Here is a 20,575-nt window from a genome sequence, read left to right as displayed (position 1 = left end):
TCGATGAGGGGAGGGCCGGGTGAGCCTCGCCGACGCGCCACAGTGGCTCGTCTCCGCGTTCGTGCGCAGTGCTGTCGCCGTCGGTGCGACAGCCCCGCGCGAGCAGATCCAGCGCACCGCGCGTGAGCTCGTGGAGCGCTGGCAGGAGCCGGAGCGCCGTTTCCACAACCTCCGCCACCTCATCGACGTCCTCGCCCGGGTCGACGAGCTCGCCGAGGAGACGCACGTGCCCGACGTCGTCCGCCTGGCGGCCTGGTACCACGGCGCGGTCTTCAACAGCTCCGCCCAGGTCGCCTACGCCCGCCGCGGCGGGGAGGACGAGGTGGCGAGCGCCGCGCTCGCCCGGGAGCAGCTGGCCGAGCTGGGTGTCCCCGACGCCGTGACCGAGCGCGTCCAGGAGCTCATCTCGACCCTCGCACGGCACGACGCCGACGAGCACGACGTCGACGCCCTCGCCCTGTGCGACGCGGACCTCGCGACGCTCGCGGTGGAGCCGCAGCGCTACTACGCCTACAAGCGCGCCATCCGCGAGGAGTACGCCCACATCCCTGAGCCCGACTACGTCGCCTCGCGCCTGGCGATCCTCACCAAGCTGCTGCAGCGACGACGGCTCTTCGTCAGCCCCTTCAGCCTGTCCTGGGAGGAGCCCGCCCGGGAGAACCTCACCGCCGAGCTCAGCCACCTGCGCGCCCGGCTCGTCGAGCTCGGCGGCACGGAGCACCCTGCCGAGGAGTGCACCGCCCGCCCGGGAGCCGCGACGGTCTGGCCGAGCCGCGGCCCCGCCGCGCCGGTCCCGCCGGCCGCCGCGACTCGCCCGGCGGAGCCGTCGCCACCCGCGCCGCCACCAGCGGGGCCGCCCGCCCCTGCCCAGCCCTCCGCCTCGGCGCCGGCCACCGCGCCGACCCCGGAGGCCGCGTCCAGGACGGCCGTGACGCCGGACGAGCCGGAGGACGAGGACCGGGCCCTCTCGGGCATCGAGCGGGAGCCCGACTTCGAGCTGCGGCGCCGGCGGCGCAAGCGGCGCGAGCGTGCTGCCGCACAGCGCCGGGACGAGGAAGCGCCGTCCCCAAGCGCGCTGTTCCGTCCGCCGCCGAAGCTGCCGCGCTCCTAGCGTCGCCCTCGAGAGCCGCACCACCGGGGTGGGGCCGACGGAGGGAGATCACCATGACCCGGTTCGAGGTCGACAGCGTCGAGGTCGAGGCGGCGGCCGCCCGTGCCCGGAGCAGCGCCGGCACCATCCACGCGGAGGTCGCGGGGATGATGACGCAGCTGCTCGACCTGCAGAGCACGTGGAGCGGCGCCGCCGCGGAGAGCTTCGCCGGGGTGGCCCAGGAGTGGCGGGCCACCCAGCAGGTGGTCGAGCAGTCGCTCGCCCAGATCACCGAGGCGCTGGACCTGGCGGCCCGCACGTACGCGGACGCCGAGACGAGCGCGCACGGCCTCTTCGCACGCTGAACCGGCTCCCAACGCTCCCCCGTCGCGCCGACAGCCGGATCACTCCCCGGGGACGCTCAGCCCGCGCGGAGGCCGGCGAGCTCGGCCGCGACGTTGCGACGTGCGGCCGCCTCCCACAGCCGCTCCCCGGTGGGCGTGGCGAAGAGGCGGGGGCGGCTGAGCAGGCGGGTCAGCACGGCCGTGCGCCCGCGCCGGAAGTCCGGCTCGGGCACGTGGCCGTACTCGGCGCGCACCTGCGCGGCGTAGCGGCCGTAGGCCTCGGGCGTGCCGCCGAGCACCCCGAGGTCGGCGTCGCACAGGACCTGGCCGGGTGCGTCGTCGGGCGCGGGGGCGTGCGTCGCGGTCACCCGGACGAGGCGGGCTACCTCGGCCGACTCACCCTCACCGACCACGGGGCCGAGCAGCGTGGCGGCGAGCGCGGCGGAGGCCTCCTCGTCGGCGGGGGTGGCACCGTCGTGGACGGCGTCGTGGCACCACGCCGCCAGCACGACGGCGCGGCCGACACGCTCGCCGCCGTCGGCGAGGAGCCGGAGCCGGTCGAGCACGTCGAGCAGGTGGTCCACCCCGTGGTACACGCGGTGCGGCTCGCTCCAGCGCACGGCGAGCTCCTCCCCGACCTCGGGGCGGGACGGGAGCAGCCCGGCCCAGCGGCGGGCCAGCTCGGTGCGGGCGGGCCGCTCGGTGGGGCGCACGCGCAGCCCGCTGGCCCGCAGGCGGCGAACGAGCTCGCGGCCCTCGACATGCCGCGCGCCGGCGGCCACGAGCTCGGCGTGGCGGGCGGCGGGGACGTCGTAGTGGTCGAGGTCGAACGAACGCCGGGGCACGCCGCAGCGCGCGGCGAAGGCGTGCAGCTCGGCGAGGCTCGTGTCGGAGACGAGGTGCGCCCACAGGGTCCCGTGCGCGGGCCACCGCGGGCTGTCGAGGAGGATCACCACGACTACCGCCCCTCGTCCTCGACGGCGACCTCGACGACGCCGTCGACGGATCCGAGGGCGGCGACGAGCTCGTGGCGGGCGAGCTTGCCGGTGAACTCGGCCCGCACCTCCACGGTGCGCCCCTCGGCCGGCGACACCCCGAGCACGGCCGCGCGGAAGCCCAGGTCGGTCGCCGTGGTGAGCACCGAGCGCAGCACGCCCTCACCGTCGCGGTAGCGCACCCGCAGGACGTCCGGCCCGCCTGCCCGCGGCATCCGCGCGGTCGCCGCACCGAGCAGGGGGATGAGGAGGAGGTAGACCACTGTCACCGCGACGGCGACGAGCGGCAGGCCCGCTCCACAGGCCACCCCGACGGCGGCGACGAGCCAGATCGTGGCGGCGGTCGTCAGTCCGTGGACGACGGAGCTGCGGGTGAAGATGACGCCCGCGCCGAGGAACCCGATGCCGGTGACGACCTGCGCGGCGATGCGTCCGGGGTCCTGGGGGCGGTCACCGGCGAGCTCGGGGAACCCGTAGGCGGAGACGACGGTGAAGAGCGCCGAGCCGACGCCGACGAGGACGTGGGTGCGCAGCCCGGCGTCCTTGTGCCGGTACTCCCGCTCGGCACCGACGACGGCCGACAGGAGGAAGGTCAGGGCGAGCATCTGGAGCGCGCGGACGACCTCGGGCGTCAGCTCCCACATCGGCGCCCACCTCCCCGTCCGTCGCTGTCCACGGCCCTGATTGTCCTCGCCGGGGGCGGCCCCCGCAGGCACTCGCCGGCGGGACCCGCCCGCACGTGCCGAGGGGCGGCACCCTGTGCGGGTGCCGCCCCTCGGCCGGGCTGGAGGACCGGCCGCTGCCGGTCAGTCTCCGGGTCGGGTCAGAACCCGCCCATGCCGCCCATGTCGTCGCCACCGGCCGGAGCGGCGGACGCCTTCTCGGGCTTGTCGGCCACGATGGCCTCGGTGGTGAGGAACAGGCCCGCGATCGAGGCGGCGTTCTCCAGCGCGGAGCGCGTCACCTTGACCGGGTCGGCGATGCCGGCGGCCAGCAGGTCCTCGTACTCGCCGGAGGCGGCGTTGAGGCCCTGGCCCGCGGGGAGGTTGCGGACCTTCTCCGCCACGACGCCGCCCTCGAGGCCGGCGTTGATGGCGATCTGCTTGAGCGGGGCGTCGGCCGCGACCTTGACGATGTTCGCGCCGGTCGCCTCGTCACCCTCGAGGTCGAGGGTCTCGAACGCGTCGGCAGCGGCCTGGATGAGGGCGACGCCACCACCGGCGACGATCCCCTCCTCCTGGGCGGCCTTGGCGTTGCGCACCGCGTCCTCGATGCGGTGCTTGCGCTCCTTGAGCTCGACCTCGGTGGCCGCGCCCGCCTTGAGGACGGCGACGCCGCCGGCGAGCTTGGCGAGGCGCTCCTGGAGCTTCTCGCGGTCGTAGTCCGAGTCGGAGTTCTCGATCTCGGCGCGGATCTGCGCGACGCGGCCCTCGATCTGCTCGGGGTTGCCGGCGCCCTCGACGATGGTCGTCTCGTCCTTGGTGACGACGACCTTGCGGGCCTGGCCCAGGAGGTCGAGGTCGGCGGTCTCGAGCTTGAGGCCGACGGTCTCGGAGATGACCTGGCCACCGGTGAGGATCGCCATGTCCTGGAGCATCGCCTTGCGGCGGTCGCCGAAGCCCGGGGCCTTGACGGCGACGGACTTGAAGGTGCCGCGGATCTTGTTGACGACGAGCGTGGCCAGGGCCTCGCCCTCGACGTCCTCGGAGATGATCGCGAGCGGCTTGCCGGACTGGATGACCTTCTCCAGCAGGGGCAGCAGGTCCTTGACGTTGGAGATCTTCGACTCGACGAGCAGGACGTAGGCGTCCTCGAGGACGGCCTCCTGGCGCTCGGCGTCGGTGACGAAGTAGGGCGAGATGTAGCCCTTGTCGAAGCGCATGCCCTCGGTGAGCTCGAGCTCGAGGCCGAAGGTCTGGGACTCCTCGACGGTGATGACGCCCTCGGCGCCCACCTTGTCGATGGCCTCGGCGATGAGCTCACCGATCGCCTGGTCACCGGCGGAGATCGCGGCGGTGGCGGCGATCTGCTCCTTGGAGTCGACCGGCTTCGCCTGGGCGAAGAGCTTCTCGGTCACGGCCTGGACGGCCTTGTCGATGCCACGGCGCAGGGCGATGGGGTTCGCACCGGCGGCCACGTTGCGCAGGCCCTCGCGGACGAGCGCCTGGGCGAGGACGGTCGCCGTCGTCGTGCCGTCACCGGCGACGTCGTCGGTCTTCTTGGCGACCTCCTTGACCAGCTCGGCGCCGATCTTCTCGTAGGGGTCCTCGAGCTCGATCTCCTTGGCGATGGACACGCCGTCGTTGGTGATCGTGGGGGCGCCCCACTTCTTCTCGAGGACGACGTTGCGGCCCTTGGGGCCGAGCGTGACCTTCACGGTGTCGGCGAGCTGGTTGAGCCCGCGCTCCATACCGCGACGGGCCTCCTCGTCAAAGGCAATCATCTTTGCCATGGGGATAGATCCTCCGCTTGTAGCGTGGCTGGGTCGGCCAGTGCCCGCGACGGACGGCCTGCGCGCCGGGCGGTCACGTCCCGCCGGCTCGCAGACCTCACTGAGCGGCCCGAGTCTGTTGTCACTCTCAGCACGAGAGTGCTAACTCGATCTTGGCACTCTCCACCCGAGAGTGCAAGCACCGGGAGCCGGTGGACGAGGTAGGCCGGGCCGGCGGTCGCGTGGACTGCCGGCCCGGCGATCCCCACGGCGTTGTGGAGGGACGGCCCCCACCTTAGGTGTGAGTCTCCTCACGGTCAATGTCCGGTTCAACGCAGGTCAACGAGCGGCGAAGTCCCCGCGCAGCACGATGGCGATCTCGACGTTCTGCGTGGCCGACGGCGCCTCGACGAGGTTGTCGATGTCGAGGAGCTCACCGATGGCCTCGGCCGTCGCGGCGAGGTCCGCGTTGCGGTAGTAGAGGGTCGTGACGTCCGGGGAGCCGGAGCCGTAGTCGGCAGCGCCCACCGTCGTGAAGCCGGCCTCCCCCAGCTCGGCGGCGACGTCCCCGGCCAGCCCGTTGATCCCCGCGCCGTTGAGCACGGAGATCGACGCCGTGAGGACGGGCTCGTCCACGGGCTCGGTCGTCTCCTCCTCCGGTGTCGTCTCCTCCTCCGCCGGCTCCTCGTCGGTGGGCTCGCCCTCGGGGTCCTCGGTCGGCTCGGCGGGCTCAGGGTCGGCGGGCGCAGTGGTGGTCTCGACCGGCGCGGGGTCGGCGCCGGGGTCGTCGTCGGCCCCGTTGAGCAGGCTCACGGCACCCCACGCGAGGAGCGGGACGATGATGATGACGGCGAGGAAGGGCGCCAGGGCACGCAGGAGGGACCGCGGCTCGCGGTGCACGCCCTGGGGGCCGCGGTCACGGCCGGCGACGTCGAACTCGTCCTCGGGATACTGACTCACGCGAGCAGGCTAACCGTTAGCGCACCCGCCCCGCGGCGCGACGCTCAGCTCGAGGGGGTGAGGCGGCGCCCCGAACGCTCGCGCTGGCGCGCGTCGCGCATCCGCCGAAGGCGCTTGACGAGCATCGGGTCGGTCGCCAGGGCGGCCTCGGTGTCGATGAGGGAGTTGAGCACCTGGTAGTAGCGGGTGGCGCTCATGCCGAAGAGGTCGCGGATCGCCGTCTCCTTGGCGCCGCCGTACTTCCACCACTGCCGCTCGAAGGCGAGGATCTCGCGCTCGGTGTCCCCGAGCGCGGCCTGCGGACCCAGCGCGTAAGCGGTGTCCATGTCTCCTCCTCCTGCCCGGCGCGTCGTGTCGGCGCCGCGACCACCCCATGCTAGGGGGGAATGACAGCGATGTCATTACTCCGCGTGGCGGCGCGGGAGACCGCGGCTAGGCTTCCCGGGTGACCTCGCTCGCCGACATCCTCGACCCCGGCTGGGCCCGGGCGCTGGCGCCCGTGGAGGACCGGGTCCACGCCATGGGCGACTTCCTCCGCGCGGAGGTCTCCGCCGGGCGCGGCTATCTCCCGGCAGGCTCGGACGTGCTCCGCGCCTTCACCCGGCCCTTCGCGGACGTCCGGGTGATCGTCGTCGGCCAGGACCCCTACCCCACCCCCGGCCACCCGATGGGCCTGTCCTTCTCCGTCCAGCCCGACGTCCGTCCGATCCCGCGCAGCCTGGTCAACGTGTTCCGGGAGCTGGCCGACGACGTCGGTGCCCACCCGCCGTCGACGGGTGACCTCTCGCCATGGGCGGACGACGGCGTCCTCCTCCTCAACCGGGTCCTCACCGTGCAGCCGGGACAACCCGCGTCCCACCGCGGCAAGGGCTGGGAGGAGGTGACCGAGCACGCCATCCGCGCGCTCGTCGCGCGGAACGCACCGCTCGTCGCGATCCTCTGGGGCAACCAGGCGCAGACGCTGCGGCCGCTGCTCGGGGACGTCCCCGTCGTCGCCTCGGCGCACCCGAGCCCCCTGTCGGCGTCGCGCGGCTTCTTCGGCTCCCGCCCCTTCTCCCGCGCCAACGCGCTGCTCGAGGAGCAGGGGGGTCGCCCGGTCCGCTGGGCGCTTCCCTGACACCGGCCCGGCACACCACCCCCTCACCGGGAGCCCTCCCCTCCACCGGCGGTGGCAGGATCGTCCCGTGAGCACGCCGGACACCACCGCCCCGCCGTGGGGCCGCTACGTCGCCATCGGGGACTCCCTCACCGAGGGCATGGTCGACCCCGACCCCACCGACCCTGCCCGCCACCGCGGCTGGGCCGACCTCCTCGCGAGCGCACTCTCGCGTCGCCGCACCGCGGCCGGCCAGCCGCCGCTGGAGTACGCGAACCTCGCGGTCCGCGGCCGTCTGCTGCGGCAGATCCTCCGTGAGCAGCTGCCGACCGCGCGTGACCTGCGCCCGGACCTCGTCTCGGTCACCGGGGGCGGCAACGACATCCTCCGGCCGGGCGCGGACGTCGACGCCCTCCTCCAGTCACTGGAGGACGCCGTCGCGGGGCTGCGGGCGGCGGGCGCGGACGTCCTCCTCGTCACCGGTTCGGACCCGGCGGGGGCACCGGTCATCCGCCTCACCCGGTCCAAGGTGGCCGTCTTCAACACCGGGCTGTGGTCGATCGCTCACCGCCACGGCGCGCACGTGCTCGACCTGTGGGGCATGCGCGCGGTCCAGGACTGGCGGATGTGGGCCGAGGACCGCATCCACCTCTCGACGGCGGGTCACGAGCGGGTGGCGCAGGCGGCCCTGGTGGGTCTCGGGCTCGCCCCGGACCTCGACGCGTGGGACGACCCGCTCGCGCCCCTGCCGCCCGAGGCGCGGGCCGACCGCTGGCGCGGCAACGCCCGCTGGGCGCAGGCCTACGCCCTGCCCTGGGTGCAGCGCCGCCTGCGCCGGCGGTCCTCCGGTGACCTGCGCCGGGCGAAGTACCCGGAGCCGGTCACCGTCGAGACCGCCTAGCGCAGCACCACCGACAGCAGGCCGCTGCCGTAGCCCTGCACGTCGACGGTGGTGTCGAGGCGGGGGCCGTAGCTGCGCAGCCAGGTGGCGACGTCGGCGGGGAGCGGCCCGGCGCCGGAGTCGTGGACCGACTCCAGGCGCAGGTGCGGGGCGTCGCCGACGTTGAACAGCGCCGAGGTCACGTTGAGCACCTCGGTGACGTTCTCGAGCAGCGTCTCCTGGAGTGGGCCGAGAGACGCGCGCGCCGCGCCCGCGGGGATGAGCGCGATCGCGCCGCCGAGGGCCGCGGCCAGGTGCGTGTCCACGGCCACGAGCGCCTCACCGCGGAGGAACTCGGTGACGTACACGCCGACGACGACGCCCGGCTCGGTCGCCGGCGTCACCGACTCCTCGGCCAGGGCGATCTCACAGTCGCGTCCCACGAGCATGGTGAGGAGGTCACGGAGCTCCTTGAGCGGGGGGAGCGGGGTCGTGGCGCTCATGCGAGGAGGGGGTCGATGGTCGAGCGGAACGCGTCCGGCGTGAACGGCTTGGCGATGAGGAACAGTGCGCCCTCGCTCTCGGCCAGCTCGCGCATCTGCGGGGAGCCCTCGGAGGTGACGAACCCGAGCGGGACCTCGCTCCCGGAGGCGTTGAGCCCGCGGAGCAGCTCGATGCCGGTCATCTCGGGCATGTTCCAGTCCGACAGCACGAGATCGGGCTGCTGGGCGAGCGCGAGCTCCAGCGCCTCGGCGCCGTTGCTCGCCTCGGTCACCTCCCAGTCGCCGTACCCGGCCTGCCGGAGGGTGCGGATGACGATCTGCCGCATGACCTTGCTGTCGTCGGCGACGATGACTCGCAGGCTCACTGCGTGTCCTCCTTTGCGTCGGTGGTGGTGTCGGGGTGCCAGGCGGAGATGACGAGGGGCGCGTCGTGCCACTGGAGCGCGCGCTCCCACACGAGGTCACCGCCCGGCTGGGTGTCGTCGAGGCTGACGACGGGCAGGCTCAGCCCGTCGGTGCCCTCCATGAGTCCCTTGAGGTTGCCGCCGATGACGTTGGCGACCTCCCCGAGGGCGTCGCGCAGGTCCTCGACCGTGACGGGCTCGGCGGGTCCGAGGGCGAGCAGGGCGCGGGCGATCCGGTCGGCGGTCTCGCGGCCGGTGGCCACGACGGTGCGCACGGCGGGCTCGCCCTGGATCTCCACCCAGGCGCGGACGGGGGCGGCGAGGACGACGTCACCCGCCCGGTCGGTGAGCAGGCCCGGCTCGCCGTCGATCATCGCGGTGAACATGTCCTGCGCGATCGCGACGACGTGGTCGGCCATCGTGGCGCTCATGCGTTCTCCTCGACGGGCAGGAGCCCGAGCATCTCGAGCTTGGCCCTGAGGGCGTCGGGGGTGAACGGCTTGATGAGGTACTCGTGGGCGCCGGCGGCGAGCGCCCGCACGATCTGGCCGTGCTCGGACTCGGTCGTCACCATCATGAGCGTGATCCCGCGCCACTCGCGCCGCTGGCGGACGGCGTAGACGAAGGTCAGGCCGTCCATGACCGGCATGTTCCAGTCGACGCAGGCGAGGTCGTAGCCGCTGTCGGCCTCGAGCAGGGTCAGCGCCTCCTCACCGTCGCCCGCCTCGTCGGTGGTGTAGCCGAGGTCCTGCAGCAGGCGGGAGACGATCCGGCGCATCGCGCGCGAGTCGTCGATGACAAGAGCTCTCATGGGGTGCCTCCTGGCACTCGGTAGACGGAACCTTGAGCGGTCGGGACGCGCTCCCACGCGTCGTCGATGCCCACCATGGACTCGGCGGCACCGAGCACGAGGAAGGCGCCGGGCCGCATGGCCCGGCGGATGCGGAAGAGGATGTCCCGCTTGGTGGCGGCGTCGAAGTAGATGAGCACGTTGCGGAGGAAGACGACGTCGAAGGGCCCCCCGGCGGGGGGTGGCTGGAGCAGGTTGTGCTGGGCGAAGGTGATGGCGCGCCGGAGCTCGTCCTTGACGCCCCAGCCGGCACCCGCCCGCTCGAAGTAGCGCACGAGCATCGCCGCGGGCAGGCCGCGGTTCATCTCGAGCTGGCTGTAGCGCCCGCTCTGCGCCTGGGCGAGGACGGCCGTCGACAGGTCCGTCGCGAGCACCGAGAAGCGACGCTCGCCGCTCTCGAGCAGGGTCATCGCGATGCTGTAGGGCTCCTGGCCGGTGGAGCACGCCGCCGACCAGATCCGCAGGGGCCCGGTGGTCTGCGCCCGTGCTGCCGGGGCGATGTGCTGACGCAGCGCCGCGAACGGCGAGGAGTCCCGGAACCACGAGGTCTCGTTGGTCGTGAGGGCCTCGACGACGCGCGTGACCTCGCTGCGGTCGGAGCCGTGGCGCATGCCGCGCACGTAGCTGTCCACGGCCGCAGGTCCGGTCAGCCCCTTCTCCCGCGCGAGCGGCAGCAGCCGGCTCTCGACGAGGTACTCCTTGCCCGGCGCGAGCTGGATCGCGCTGTGGGTGCGCACGAGGTCCGCGACGTACCCGAATGTCTCTGCTGACACGCTCATCGGCGTGCCTCCCCGATGACTCGAGTCATGGCGCTGGCGATCTCCGGTAGTGGAAGGACGGCGTGGGCGTTGCCGGCAGCGGCGGTCGCACCGGGCATCCCCCACACCACGGACGTCGTCTCGTCCTGGACGAGGACGGTGCCGCCGGCGTCGGCGACCTGGCCCGCCCCGGCCGCGCCGTCCGCCCCCATCCCGGTGAGGACGACGGCGAGCAGCTCCCCGCCCAGCGCGGCGACGGCGGAGCGGAACAGCACGTCCACGGAGGGACGGCTGTAGTTGACGGGCGCGGTGTCGGCGAGCCGGGCCTGAAGGGCGCCCCGGTCGCCCGCGACGAGGAGGTGGCGACCACCGGGGGCGACGTACACGTGCCCCGGCAGCAGTGCCTCACCGTCGGTGGCCTCGACGACCGTCGCGGGACCGATCCGGTCGAGCCGGTCGGCGAGCTGACGGGTGAAGACGGCGGGCATGTGCTGGACGATCGCCACCGGCACCGGCGGTGCCTCCGCCAGGCCGCCGACGAGCTCGGCCAGCGCGGCCGGGCCTCCCGTGGACGACCCGAGGACGACGGCGCGCACCGGCGCGGCCCGCGGCGTGAGGGCGCGCAGCCGGACGGGACCGCGGCCGGTGAGCGTGGGGGGCGCCGGCGCCGGCGCCGACGCCGTCGTCGTCCGCGCCGTGGCGAGCTGCTCGGCGCGGCGGCGACCGGGGACGAGAGCATGGATCTTGGGGACCAGCTCCCCGGCCACCCGCCGCAGGCCCTCCTGCAGGCCGCCGGCGCCGGAGGGCTTGGCGACGTAGTCCGTCGCGCCGGCCGACAGCGCCTCCAGCGTGGCGGCCGCCCCGCGCTCGGTCAGCGTGGAGAACATGATGACCGGCATCCGGTGGCCTGCGGCCCGCAGCGCGCGGACGGTGGAGATGCCGTCGAGCTCGGGCATCTCGATGTCCATGGTGACGAGGTCGGGTGCCAGCTGCTCGACCTTGCCGAGGGCCAGGCGGCCGTTCGCGGCGACGCCGACGACCTCGATCGTGGGGTCGGCGCCCAGCGCCTGGGTGACGAGGCGGCGGATGACGACGGAGTCGTCGACGACGAGGACTCGCACGCTCATGCGGGGTTCCCCCTTCCGGTCATCGGGAGCGTCGCCGGGGCGGGGACGCGGTCTGGGCAGGTGTGCACGGCGGGTCGGCGCTCAGTAGGCGAACCGGGCGACGCGGCCGCGCAGTTCGGTGGACATCCCGGTGAGGTCGCCGACCTCGGCGCTCATCCCGCCGAGGACGGAGTCGAGGGTCTCGGCGGCCGAGGCGAGGACGGTGACGTTCTGGGCGATCTCGCCGGAGCCGGTGGCGGCCTCGGAGAGCCCGCGGCTCATCTCGTTCGTCGTCGCCGTCTGCTCCTCCACCGCGGAGGCGATGGTGAGCTGGAGGTCGTTGATGGACCCGACGATGCGGGTGATCTCGTCGATCTCGCCGACGGCGGCGCCCGCGTCCCCCTGGATCGTCTCGATCCGGCGGGCGATGTCCTCGGTGGCCCGCGCCGTCTCCTGCGCGAGCTCTTTGACCTCCCCCGCGACGACGGCGAAGCCCTTGCCCGCCTCACCGGCCCGCGCGGCCTCGATGGTCGCGTTGAGCGCGAGGAGGTTCGTCTGCTCCGCGATCGAGGTGATGACCTTGACGACGTCGCCGATCTCCTGGGAGGAGGTGCCGAGCTTCGCCACGGTGTCGTTCGTCGACCGCGCCACGGTGCTGGCGCGGGAGGCGACCGCGGCCGCCTCCTCCGCCGTGCGGGCGATCTCGCGGATCGAGGCGCCCATCTGCTCCGCCCCGGCCGCGACGGTCTGCACGCTGGCCGAGACCTGCTCCGCGGCGGCCGCCGCGGCGGCGCTCTGGGCGGAGGTCTGGGCGACCTCGGCGGACACGCGCTGGGTGCGCGCCTCCAGCTCCCCGGTGGACCCGGAGACCCGGTCCGCGGAGTCTCCGACCGCGCCGACGAGGGCACGGACCGCGGCCACCCCCTCGTCGAGGGCGGTACCGACGTCGCCGAGCTCGTCGGTGCGCGTGAGCTCGCTGCGCGCGGTGAGGTCCCCCGCGCGCAGCCGCTCGGCGAGGTGCTGCAGGCGGGTGATCCGGCGCAGCAGGAGGCGGGTGGTCCGGCCGGCGAAGAGTGCGGCGACGACGGTGCCGAGGGAACCGGTGATCACCAGCCGCGTGATCGCGGTCGCCTGACCGTCGGCCTGGGCGGTCTCAGCCGCGGCAACCTCCTCGGCGGCGAGTGCCTGCGCCTCGTCGGCGATGGTGAGGACGGTGAAGTACGACTCGCCCGCCTCCCCTCCGTTGATCGACTCGAGCGCTGTCTCACGGCCCTCCTGCGTGTCGAGGGCGAGCCACTCGACCACCTGGGCGTCCCAGGTGAAGAAGTCCTCCCACGCCGGGCGGAGCCTGGCGAAGATCTCTTCCTCCGCCGGGCTCAGGTCCACGGTGTCGAGCTCGTCGAGCCAGGCCTCGACGTCGCGGCGTGTCTCGGCCATGCCCGCCCTGTTGTAGGAGTCGGCGGCGAGGCCGACGTCGGTGCCGAGCACCGCCACGTCGCTGAGGTAGAGCCCCTGCCAACCCGTCGCGTCGGCGATCTGGAAGCGCGCCTCCTCGGCGAGCCGGGCGAGCGCCTGGGCGCGCGCGAGCTCCTCGGACTGCTCGCGCTGCTGCGAGACGGCACCGAAGCCGATGCCGGCAGCGATGAGGACGAACAGCGCGACGACACCGAAGGCGACGTAGAGCCGGGTCGCGACACCGGTGCGACGCAGCCGCACGGGAGACACGGGGGCGGTGGGCATGGGGGTCCGATCAGAAGCGGAACTGCGCGAGGCGGTTCTGGAGGTTGGCCGACATGCCCGCGAGCTCCTGGGCCGCGGCCGTGAGCTGGACGAGGGTGTCGTCGGCCGCGGCGCTGGAGCTGGCGACGGCGGTGATGTTGCCCGCAATCTCCCCCGAGCCGGTGGCGGCCTCGGCGATGCTGCGCGACATCTCGTCGGTCGTCGCGTTCTGCTCCTCGACGGCGGAGGCGATCGTCAGCTGGTAGTCGTTGATCGCGCCGATGATGCGGGAGATCTCGGCGATGGCGGCGACGGCCCCGGCCGTGTCGACCTGGATCGCGTCGACGCGGCTGGCGATGTCCTCGGTGGCCCGCGCGGTCTCCTGCGCGAGCTCCTTGACCTCCCCCGCGACGACGGCGAAACCCTTGCCCGCCTCACCGGCCCGGGCGGCCTCGATGGTCGCGTTGAGCGCGAGGAGGTTCGTCTGCTCCGCGATGGTGGTGATGACCTTGACGACCTCGCCGATCTCGCGGGATGACGTCCCGAGCTTGGCGACCGTCTCGTTCGTCGTCTCGGCCACCCCGGTGGCCTGGGCGGCGACCTCGGCGGCCTCGGCGGCGTTCTGCGCGATCTCCCGGATGGAGGCGCCCATCTCGTCCGCGCCCGCGGCGACCGTCCGGACGTTGCCGGAGACCTGCTCCGCCGCGGCGGCGACGACGCCGGCCTGCGTGGAGGTCCCCTCGGTCGTGGCCCGCAGCGAGCCGCCGCTCGCCGAGAGCTGCTCCGCGGCCGCTGCGACCGCCTGCGCCGTCCCGGAGGCCTCGGCGACGAGCTCGCGCAGGTTGCGCTGCGCCGCGTCGAGCGCCTCGGCGACCTGGCCGAGCTCGTCCCGGTCGGTGACGTCGGTCGTTGTCGTGAGGTCGCCGGACGCCATCGCCGTCGTCGTCCGCACGAGCCGGAGGGCGTTGCGGGAGACGCGGCGGCCGATGAGGATGCCGCCGCCGATCATGACGACGGCACCGACGACCGACCACAGGACGGCGGAGACGATCGCCGTCGTCGCCGTGGCCTCCATCTGCGCGAGCCCCTCCGTGGCCGTCGCCTCGTGGATCCCGGCGACGGCGGTGAGGTCCTCCGCGATGAGCGCGGCCTGCGCGTCCATCTCGGCCACCAGCTCACCGACCTCGGGGCCGGCGGCGTTGCCGCTGCTGATGAGCTCACCCGTGGCGGCTGCCGCCGCGAGGTAGTCATCGACCGCGGTCTCGACGTCGGCCACGAGGGTGGCCGCCTCGGCGTTCGGGGCGAGCTCCGCCCGGTACTCCTCGGCGAGGGCGGTGAGCTCGGCGAGGTGCGCACCGCGCTCCTCCAGAACGGACTGGGCCTCCTGCGGGGTGGCCACGAGGAGGCTCGCCGCCCCGAGGAACTGGGCCTGCGAGAAGGCCACGCGCATCTGTCCGATGACCTGCTCGGAACGGACGTCCCGCTCGAGGGTCTCGGTCGCGAAGTCAGCGGCGCTGAGCGTGCCCCAGACGGCGACGCCGGACATGCCGAGGACGAGCGCGGCCGCTCCGAGCGAGCTGCCGATGATCTTCGTGCGCAGCGAGACGTCGCCGATGCGGCGCCTGCGGGACGGGGTGGGTGCCGCGGAGGGCCGGACCGGCGACGGAGCCGGTGCGGGTCGCGTCCGCTCGGGGGCGAGGACGGCCATGGGGTTCTCCAGGGGTGGGGAGGTCGGGGTCAGGCCGCGGTGACGGCGTCGACGTCGAGGGCGAGCAGGAGGCGGCCGTCGAGCTTGTACGCGCCGCGGATTACCTCGCGGAGCTCGGAGGTGAGGGTCTGGGGCGGGGCCTCGAACTGGGCGTCGTCGACCTCGGCGACGTCACCGATCGCGTCGACGAGGAGCGAGACGGGCTCCCCACCGAGCTTGACGACGACCATCATCGGCTCGCTCGACTCGCGGGGCGGCAGGCTCAGGCGGGTGCGCAGGTCCAGGGCGAGGACCACCTGCCCCCGGAGGTTGACGAGGCCCGCGACCTCCGCAGACGCCAGCGGCACGCTGGCGGTGGCCCGGTACGGCAGCACCTCCTGCACCTGCCCGACGCCGATGCCGTAGAGGTTGTCCCCCAGGGTGAAGGTCACGTACTGGGTGCTCATCAGATCCTCACCAGTTCCTCGTCGAGAGCGGAGGTGTCGAAGGGCGCGATGCCCACCGCGTGGAGCAGGTCACCGACGTCGAGGAGCTCGGTGACGCGGTCCTTGATGACGGTCGAGCCGGTGAGCCCGGTGTCCTCGAGCCCGCTGCGGCTGGCGGGGTCGTCGGTGACGATGTCGACGATCTCCCCGACGACGACGGCGACCGTCACGCCGCCGGAGGTGAGCACGATGACGAGGAGCTCCTCGGGCTGCTCATAGCTCATGGCGCCGAGCACCCGGTCGAGACGGGCGACGGGCAGCAGGTCGCCGCGGTACTGGACGACCTCCCGGCTGCCGACGCGCTCGAGGCGGTCCGCGGGCATCCGCTCGAGGCGGGTGACGTCGGCGAGCGGGATGGCCACGCGCCGGTCCTCGCCGATGGCGACGACGAGCAGCTGCTGCTCCGTGCCGCTCGTGCGGAGCTCGGGCGCCCTGCTCGAGCGCACGAGCTGGCCGAGCTCGCCGATGAGGGCGCGGCGGGCGATGGCCTGGACGTCGAGGATGAGGGCGATGTCGCCGTCACCCAGCACCGTGGCACCGGAGTAGAGGCCGATCTGCTTGATCCGTGAGGACAGCGCCTTGACGACGATCTCCTCGTTGTTGAGGACGCGGTCCACGAGCAGACCGAAGCGCTGCTCATCGGCCTGGAGGACGGCGATCGTGTGCGAGGCCTGCTGCTGCGGCTCCATGCCGAGCACCTCGGCGAGCGAGAGGAGCGGCAGGAGTGCGCCACGCAACCGGTAGACGGGGGCGGTGCCGACGTACTCGAGCTGGCTCGAGTCGACGGCGACGAGCTCGAGGAGGTTCGTCTGGGCGATGGCGAAGGTCCGGGCACCGCAGGTGACGGTGAGCGCCGGCATGATCGCCAGGGTGAGCGGGATGCGCAGGCGCCACGTCGTGCCGGCCCCGGGCTGGGAGTCGACGTCGACGGACCCGCCGATCGCCTCGATCTTCGTCCGCACGACGTCCATGCCGACGCCGCGGCCGGACACGTTGGTCACCGCCTTCGCGGTGGAGAAGCCGGGCAGGAAGAGCAGCTCGTAGATCTCCTGCGGGGTCATCGCCCGCACCTGCTCCTCGGTGCGCAGCCCCTTGTTCACGGCGCTGGCCGCGACGGCGTCGGGGTCGATCCCGTGGCCGTCGTCGGCGATCTCGACGATGACCTGCCCACCGGCGTGGTAGGCGCGCAGGGTGACCTGGCCCTGCTCGGGCTTGCCGGCCGCGACGCGCTCGGCGGGCGCCTCGATGCCGTGGTCCACGGCGTTGCGCACGAGGTGGGTGAGCGGGTCCTTGACGGCCTCGAGGAGGGAGCGGTCGAGCTCGGTCTCCCCGCCGAGCATCGACAGCGAGACCTTGCGACCGAGCATGGAGGCGAGGTCGCGCACGACGCGCGGCATCTTGTTCCACACGTGCTCGATGGGCTGCATGCGCGTCTTCATGACGCCCTCCTGCAGCTCGGTGGCGATGAGGCTCAGGCGTTGCGCGGAGCGGGCGAGCTCGGCGTCCTCCCCGCGGTCGGACAGGCGGTCGAACTGGTTGCGGACGAGGACGAGCTCACCGACCTGGCGCATGAGGCTGTCGAGCAGCTCGACGTCAACGCGGATGGAGCTCTCGGCCGCGTTGCGGTGGTGCTCGGGCTCGGGCTGCTCGGCGACCGGAGCCGCAGGGGTGGGGGCGGCGGGCGCCTCGGTGGCGCGGCGCTTGCCGATGACCTTGCGAGCCGGCTCGGGAGCGGGCTCGGCGGCCGGCTCCGGCTCGGGGCTCGGCGCCGACTCGGGGACGGCGGCGGGCTCCGGCGGGACCGCGCCCTCCTGGACGGCGACGATGCGCGCGATCGTGGGCTCGACGTCGTGGTCGTCGCCGCGGCCGGCCTCGATGGAGGCGAGGATCGCGCGGAGGGTGTCGACGAGCGCGAGGAGCACGTCGGTGGTCGCCTGGTCCATCCGGCGGGCGCCGTCACGAAGCTCGGCGAGGAGGCTCTCCCCGGTGTGGGAGACCCTCTCGAGGTTCGAGTAGCCGAGGAAGCCGCTCGTTCCCTTGATCGTGTGGACCGTGCGGAAGATGCTGCTCAGCAGCTCGCGCGAGGTCGGGGCGCTCTCGAGCGCGACGAGGTCCTGATCGAGCTGGTCGAGGTTCTCGTAGCTCTCGACGAGGAACTCGTGGACGATCTCATCCATGCCATCCACCGGCGGACCTCCATGCATCCGTGTCGGTCTGTGCGCTTCCTGCGCACTCCCTGCTCATCGGTGCCCGCGCGGTGTTTGTGAGACGTCGGGGTGAACACACCACGGGCGGGCCCGCCGGTGGCGGACCCGCCCGTGGCGGAGTGGTGGCTCAGACGCGGAACTGGGACACCTGGGCGCGCAGGCCCTCGGAGATGCCCGCGAGCTCCGCGACGGCGCTGCTCATCTGGGTCATCGTCGCGCTGTTGTCCGCCGCGGCGGAGGCGATCCCCGTGATGTTGCCCGCGATCTCGGTCGACCCGGTCGCCGCCTCGGTCACGCTGCGCGACATCTCGTTGGTCGTCGCGGTCTGCTCCTCGACGGCCGAGGCGATCGTCATCTGGTAGTCGTTGATCTGCCCGATGATCTCGGTGATCTCCCCGATGGCGCCGACGGCCCCCTCGGTGTCCTGCTGGATCGCCTCGATGCGGCGGGCGATGTCGTCGGTGGCCCGGGCGGTCTCCTGGGCGAGGTCCTTGACCTCGCTGGCGACGACGGCGAAGCCCTTGCCGGCCTCCCCGGCGCGAGCGGCCTCGATGGTCGCGTTGAGGGCAAGGAGGTTGGTCTGCTCGGCGATGGTCGTGATGACCTTGATGACGTTGCCGATCTCGATCGACGAGGCGCCGAGCTTCTGCACCGTCTCGTTCGTCACGGCCGCCTGCGTGGTGGCGCGGGCGGCCACGGCCGCCGCCTCGCTGGAGCTCTGGGCGATCTCACGGATCGAGGCGCCCATCTGCTCGGCGCCCGCCGCCACGGTCTGGACGTTCTGGCTGACCTGCTCGGCGGCGGAGGCGACGACACCGGACTGGGCGGAGGTCTCCTCGCTCGCGGCGACGACCTGCGTGGTCGAGGCAGCGAGCTCCTCCGCACCGGAGGCGATCGTCACGGCGGCCTCGTTGACCGCGCCGACCGTCCCGCGCAGCTGGCGCATCGAGCGCCCCAGGTGCTCGGCCATCAGGCCGAGCTCGTCCCTGCTGGTCACCTGGGGCTCCGCGGTGAGGTCACCGTTGCCGAGCGCCTCGACGGCGGCCCGCACGGTCTCGACGGTCCGCATGATCTGCCGGATGACGACGAGAGCGACGACGATGCCGACAGCGAGCCCGACGAGCAGGACAACGATGAGGAGCACCTGCGTGCTCGCGGCCTCGGCCTTCGCCGTCTCGAAGTCCGCCGTGGCGGACCGCACCTGGTTGTCGATGCCCGCCGTGAGGATCTCAGCAGCCTCCTGACCGACGGCGGCGAGCGTCTCGTTGTAGTACGCCTCCATGGCCTCGAGGTCGCCCGAGCGGACCACATCCGCCCACGGCCCCCGGACCTCCTCGTGCCAGCCCTGGACCGCGGCGACGAGGGAGTCGAGCGCTGCTTCGTTCGTGGCGTGCTCACGGTAGTCCTCGAGGATCGCGACGACCTCCGTCTCGCGGTCGTCGACGTCGGCGAGGTAGGCGTCGAGCTCTGCCGCCGGGCGCACCGGCAGGGCGTTCGCGCGGAGGCGTGCTCCGTAGAACACTTCCTGGGCTTCGGCCAGCTCGACGATCGGGGTGACGCGCTGGTTGAACATGTCCTCCTGGTCCCGTGCGAGGCCGCGGACCTCGATGATGCCGACCACCCCGATGACGAGGGCGACGAGCGCGACGACACCCACGGTGGCGGCGATCTTCACCCGGACAGAGACATCGCGGAGCGAACGGCGGGAGGGGGCACTGGCGAGAGGTTCTGCCGACATCGGTCTTCCTTGTGGGTCGGTGGTCGTCCTGCAGCGGGCACCGGCGCTCCGTGGGTCCACCCCACCGCGTCGGGCAGTCCGCGGGGACGCAGGACGGCCGTGCGCATCCTGCGCACACCCCACTCGTCGGCAGTGACGCCGGCGTTGTGAGACGTCCGTCGAGGGCTCAGTGGGTGAACTGCGCGACGCGGGCCTGCAGGTCGGCAGACATCCGGGCCAGCTCGTCGGCCGCTCCGTTGAGCTGGCCGAGCACCTCGGTGGTCGAGGCCGCGGCGGTGGCCACCCCCGTGATGTTCGACGCGATCTCCTGCGACCCGGTCGCGGCCTCGGTCACGCTGCGCGCCATCTCGTTGGTCGTCGCCGTCTGCTCCTCCACCGCCGAGGCGATGGTCAGCTGGTAGTCGTTGATCTGGCCCACGATGCGCGAGATCTCCCCGATCGCGTCCACCGCGCCCGCGGTGTCGACCTGGATCGCCGCCACGCGACGGGCGATGTCCTCGGTGGCCTTGGCGGTCTCCTGCGCGAGGTCCTTGACCTCCCCGGCCACCACCGCGAAGCCCTTGCCGGCCTCGCCGGCGCGCGCGGCCTCGATCGTGGCGTTGAGCGCCAGCAGGTTGGTCTGCTCGGCGATCGACGTGATGACCTTGACGACGTCCCCGATCTCCTGGGAGCTCACTCCCAGCTTGGCCACCGTCTCGTTCGTGGCCGCCGCCACCCCGGTCGCCTGGTGGGCGACCCGGGCCGCGTCGTTCGAGCTCTGCGCGATCTCCCGGATGGAGGCTCCCATCTGCTCTGCCCCGGCCGCGACCGTCTGCACGTTGCTCGACACCTGCCCGGCGGCGGTTGCCACCACACTCGCCTGCGTCGAGGTCTCCTCCGACGTCGAGCCGAGCTGGCTCCCGCCGGCCGACAGCTCCTCCGCGGCCGCGGCCACCGCCTGCGCCGTCCCGGAGACCTCACCGACGAGTGCCCGGAGGTTCGTCTGTGCGGTGTCCAGTGCCTGCGCCATCTGGCCGACCTCGTCGGCGCTGTCGACGTCCGCGCGCACGGTCAGGTCCCCGGCCGCCATCGCCTGGAGCGCCGTGCGCATCCGGCTCACGGGACGGGTCACCGAGCGCTGGGTGAGCCAGCTGATCCCGAGCACGAGGGTCAGGCCGACGAGTGCGACGGCGAGGCTGACGGACTGGGACGTCGCCATCGCGTCGGAGAGGTCCTCCCCCGCGGCGGCCGGGGGGGGGGGGGGCCCCCCCCCCCCGGGGGGCGACGGGGCGGGGGGGCGCGGGGGGGGCGGCGGGGGGGGG

Annotated in this window: 21 protein-coding genes; 4 read left to right on the top strand and 17 right to left on the bottom strand. The window is 73.3% G+C overall.

Going from position 1 to position 20,575, the window contains the following annotated elements:
- The first annotated feature begins 19 nt into the window (after positions 1 to 19).
- Both GD632_RS16465 and GD632_RS12670 read left to right on the top strand, forming a co-directional pair.
- Positions 20 to 1,111 carry an HD domain-containing protein gene (locus GD632_RS16465; protein ID WP_193311474.1) on the top strand — a complete coding sequence of 364 codons (1,092 nt, stop codon included), beginning with the start codon at positions 20 to 22 and terminating at the stop codon, positions 1,109 to 1,111.
- A gap of 53 nt (positions 1,112 to 1,164) precedes the next feature.
- Positions 1,165 to 1,455 carry a WXG100 family type VII secretion target gene (locus GD632_RS12670; RefSeq protein WP_152192577.1) on the top strand — a complete coding sequence of 97 codons (291 nt, stop codon included), beginning with the start codon at positions 1,165 to 1,167 and terminating at the stop codon, positions 1,453 to 1,455.
- 56 nt (positions 1,456 to 1,511) lie between these two features.
- On the opposite strand, the gene GD632_RS12665 is transcribed toward GD632_RS12670, so the two are convergent.
- The 5 genes from GD632_RS12665 to GD632_RS12645 all read right to left on the bottom strand — a co-directional run bounded on the left by GD632_RS12665 (position 1,512) and on the right by GD632_RS12645 (position 6,146).
- Positions 1,512 to 2,390: a DUF4031 domain-containing protein gene (locus GD632_RS12665; RefSeq protein ID WP_152192576.1), complete on the bottom strand. Its 879-nt coding sequence runs from the start codon at positions 2,388 to 2,390 to the stop codon at positions 1,512 to 1,514.
- A gap of 2 nt (positions 2,391 to 2,392) precedes the next feature.
- Complete coding sequence (locus GD632_RS12660) at positions 2,393 to 3,073, bottom strand: MgtC/SapB family protein (protein ID WP_152192575.1); 681 nt, start codon at positions 3,071 to 3,073, stop codon at positions 2,393 to 2,395.
- A gap of 179 nt (positions 3,074 to 3,252) precedes the next feature.
- Complete coding sequence (groL, locus tag GD632_RS12655) at positions 3,253 to 4,881, bottom strand: chaperonin GroEL (protein ID WP_152192574.1); 1,629 nt, start codon at positions 4,879 to 4,881, stop codon at positions 3,253 to 3,255.
- 318 nt (positions 4,882 to 5,199) lie between these two features.
- Positions 5,200 to 5,820 (bottom strand): LytR C-terminal domain-containing protein, encoded by a 621-nt coding sequence (locus GD632_RS12650; RefSeq protein ID WP_152192573.1) that lies wholly within the window; start codon positions 5,818 to 5,820, stop codon positions 5,200 to 5,202.
- A gap of 44 nt (positions 5,821 to 5,864) precedes the next feature.
- The gene (locus GD632_RS12645; RefSeq protein WP_152192572.1) at positions 5,865 to 6,146 is read right to left on the bottom strand and encodes a DUF3263 domain-containing protein; all 282 of its coding nucleotides are present in this window, start codon (positions 6,144 to 6,146) and stop codon (positions 5,865 to 5,867) included.
- Positions 6,147 to 6,265: 119 nt separating this feature from the next.
- Between GD632_RS12645 and GD632_RS12640 the strand changes: the two genes are divergently transcribed.
- Together GD632_RS12640 and GD632_RS12635 are read left to right on the top strand one after the other, a co-directional pair.
- A complete protein-coding gene (locus GD632_RS12640) occupies positions 6,266 to 6,937 on the top strand; it encodes a uracil-DNA glycosylase (RefSeq protein ID WP_152192571.1) in 672 nt (223 codons plus the stop codon).
- A 67-nt stretch (positions 6,938 to 7,004) separates the two neighbouring features.
- Complete coding sequence (locus GD632_RS12635; RefSeq protein WP_226924854.1) at positions 7,005 to 7,817, top strand: SGNH/GDSL hydrolase family protein; 813 nt, start codon at positions 7,005 to 7,007, stop codon at positions 7,815 to 7,817.
- Here GD632_RS12635 and GD632_RS12630 read toward each other — a convergent pair.
- From GD632_RS12630 to GD632_RS12575, 12 genes are all read right to left on the bottom strand, one after another.
- Positions 7,814 to 8,299: a hypothetical protein gene (locus GD632_RS12630; RefSeq protein ID WP_152192570.1), complete on the bottom strand. Its 486-nt coding sequence runs from the start codon at positions 8,297 to 8,299 to the stop codon at positions 7,814 to 7,816. The genes GD632_RS12635 and GD632_RS12630 overlap by 4 nt on opposite strands.
- Positions 8,296 to 8,658 (bottom strand): response regulator, encoded by a 363-nt coding sequence (locus tag GD632_RS12625; protein ID WP_152192620.1) that lies wholly within the window; start codon positions 8,656 to 8,658, stop codon positions 8,296 to 8,298. Before GD632_RS12625 ends, GD632_RS12630 begins: the two co-directional genes overlap by 4 nt.
- Positions 8,659 to 8,660: 2 nt before the next feature.
- Positions 8,661 to 9,134 (bottom strand): chemotaxis protein CheX, encoded by a 474-nt coding sequence (locus GD632_RS12620; RefSeq protein ID WP_152192569.1) that lies wholly within the window; start codon positions 9,132 to 9,134, stop codon positions 8,661 to 8,663.
- Entirely contained in the window at positions 9,131 to 9,514 is a 384-nt protein-coding gene (locus tag GD632_RS12615; protein ID WP_152192568.1) for a response regulator, read from the bottom strand. The genes GD632_RS12620 and GD632_RS12615 overlap by 4 nt, the downstream gene beginning before the upstream one ends.
- Positions 9,511 to 10,332 (bottom strand): CheR family methyltransferase, encoded by an 822-nt coding sequence (locus tag GD632_RS12610; RefSeq protein WP_152192567.1) that lies wholly within the window; start codon positions 10,330 to 10,332, stop codon positions 9,511 to 9,513. Before GD632_RS12610 ends, GD632_RS12615 begins: the two co-directional genes overlap by 4 nt.
- Positions 10,329 to 11,438 carry a chemotaxis-specific protein-glutamate methyltransferase CheB gene (gene cheB, locus GD632_RS12605; protein ID WP_152192566.1) on the bottom strand — a complete coding sequence of 370 codons (1,110 nt, stop codon included), beginning with the start codon at positions 11,436 to 11,438 and terminating at the stop codon, positions 10,329 to 10,331. The genes GD632_RS12610 and cheB overlap by 4 nt, the downstream gene beginning before the upstream one ends.
- An 81-nt stretch (positions 11,439 to 11,519) precedes the next feature.
- Entirely contained in the window at positions 11,520 to 13,157 is a 1,638-nt protein-coding gene (locus GD632_RS12600) for a methyl-accepting chemotaxis protein (protein ID WP_152192565.1), read from the bottom strand.
- A gap of 10 nt (positions 13,158 to 13,167) precedes the next feature.
- A complete protein-coding gene (locus GD632_RS12595; protein ID WP_152192564.1) occupies positions 13,168 to 14,844 on the bottom strand; it encodes a methyl-accepting chemotaxis protein in 1,677 nt (558 codons plus the stop codon).
- 29 nt (positions 14,845 to 14,873) lie between these two features.
- Positions 14,874 to 15,290 (bottom strand): chemotaxis protein CheW, encoded by a 417-nt coding sequence (locus GD632_RS12590; protein ID WP_152192563.1) that lies wholly within the window; start codon positions 15,288 to 15,290, stop codon positions 14,874 to 14,876.
- Positions 15,290 to 17,506: a chemotaxis protein CheA gene (locus GD632_RS12585; RefSeq protein ID WP_226924853.1), complete on the bottom strand. Its 2,217-nt coding sequence runs from the start codon at positions 17,504 to 17,506 to the stop codon at positions 15,290 to 15,292. Before GD632_RS12585 ends, GD632_RS12590 begins: the two co-directional genes overlap by 1 nt.
- 157 nt (positions 17,507 to 17,663) lie before the next feature.
- Positions 17,664 to 19,274 (bottom strand): methyl-accepting chemotaxis protein, encoded by a 1,611-nt coding sequence (locus GD632_RS12580; RefSeq protein ID WP_152192561.1) that lies wholly within the window; start codon positions 19,272 to 19,274, stop codon positions 17,664 to 17,666.
- Positions 19,275 to 19,440: 166 nt separating this feature from the next.
- The gene (locus tag GD632_RS12575; protein WP_193311473.1) at positions 19,441 to 20,472 is read right to left on the bottom strand and encodes a methyl-accepting chemotaxis protein; all 1,032 of its coding nucleotides are present in this window, start codon (positions 20,470 to 20,472) and stop codon (positions 19,441 to 19,443) included.
- Positions 20,473 to 20,575 lie beyond the last annotated feature (103 nt).

Origin of the sequence: Georgenia satyanarayanai (genome assembly GCF_009193135.1) — a bacterium.
Classification (GTDB): Bacteria; Actinomycetota; Actinomycetes; order Actinomycetales; family Actinomycetaceae; genus Oceanitalea; species Oceanitalea satyanarayanai.
The sequence above is the reverse complement of the archived record's forward strand: the minus strand, read 5'-3'. Positions and strand labels throughout refer to the sequence as shown.

Coding starts and splice junctions, on each gene's coding strand:
- GD632_RS12595 (WP_152192564.1), bottom strand. CDS start 14,844: ATGGCCGTCCTCGCCCCCGAGCGGACGCGACCCGCACCGGCTCCGTCG.
- GD632_RS12645 (WP_152192572.1), bottom strand. CDS start 6,146: ATGGACACCGCTTACGCGCTGGGTCCGCAGGCCGCGCTCGGGGACACC.
- GD632_RS12575 (WP_193311473.1), bottom strand. CDS start 20,472: ATGGCGACGTCCCAGTCCGTCAGCCTCGCCGTCGCACTCGTCGGCCTG.
- GD632_RS12615 (WP_152192568.1), bottom strand. CDS start 9,514: ATGAGAGCTCTTGTCATCGACGACTCGCGCGCGATGCGCCGGATCGTC.
- cheB (WP_152192566.1), bottom strand. CDS start 11,438: ATGAGCGTGCGAGTCCTCGTCGTCGACGACTCCGTCGTCATCCGCCGC.
- GD632_RS12630 (WP_152192570.1), bottom strand. CDS start 8,299: ATGAGCGCCACGACCCCGCTCCCCCCGCTCAAGGAGCTCCGTGACCTC.
- GD632_RS12590 (WP_152192563.1), bottom strand. CDS start 15,290: ATGAGCACCCAGTACGTGACCTTCACCCTGGGGGACAACCTCTACGGC.
- GD632_RS12585 (WP_226924853.1), bottom strand. CDS start 17,506: ATGGATGAGATCGTCCACGAGTTCCTCGTCGAGAGCTACGAGAACCTC.
- GD632_RS12580 (WP_152192561.1), bottom strand. CDS start 19,274: ATGTCGGCAGAACCTCTCGCCAGTGCCCCCTCCCGCCGTTCGCTCCGC.
- GD632_RS12620 (WP_152192569.1), bottom strand. CDS start 9,134: ATGAGCGCCACGATGGCCGACCACGTCGTCGCGATCGCGCAGGACATG.
- GD632_RS12670 (WP_152192577.1), top strand. CDS start 1,165: ATGACCCGGTTCGAGGTCGACAGCGTCGAGGTCGAGGCGGCGGCCGCC.
- GD632_RS12610 (WP_152192567.1), bottom strand. CDS start 10,332: ATGAGCGTGTCAGCAGAGACATTCGGGTACGTCGCGGACCTCGTGCGC.
- GD632_RS12600 (WP_152192565.1), bottom strand. CDS start 13,157: ATGCCCACCGCCCCCGTGTCTCCCGTGCGGCTGCGTCGCACCGGTGTC.
- GD632_RS12660 (WP_152192575.1), bottom strand. CDS start 3,073: ATGTGGGAGCTGACGCCCGAGGTCGTCCGCGCGCTCCAGATGCTCGCC.
- groL (WP_152192574.1), bottom strand. CDS start 4,881: ATGGCAAAGATGATTGCCTTTGACGAGGAGGCCCGTCGCGGTATGGAG.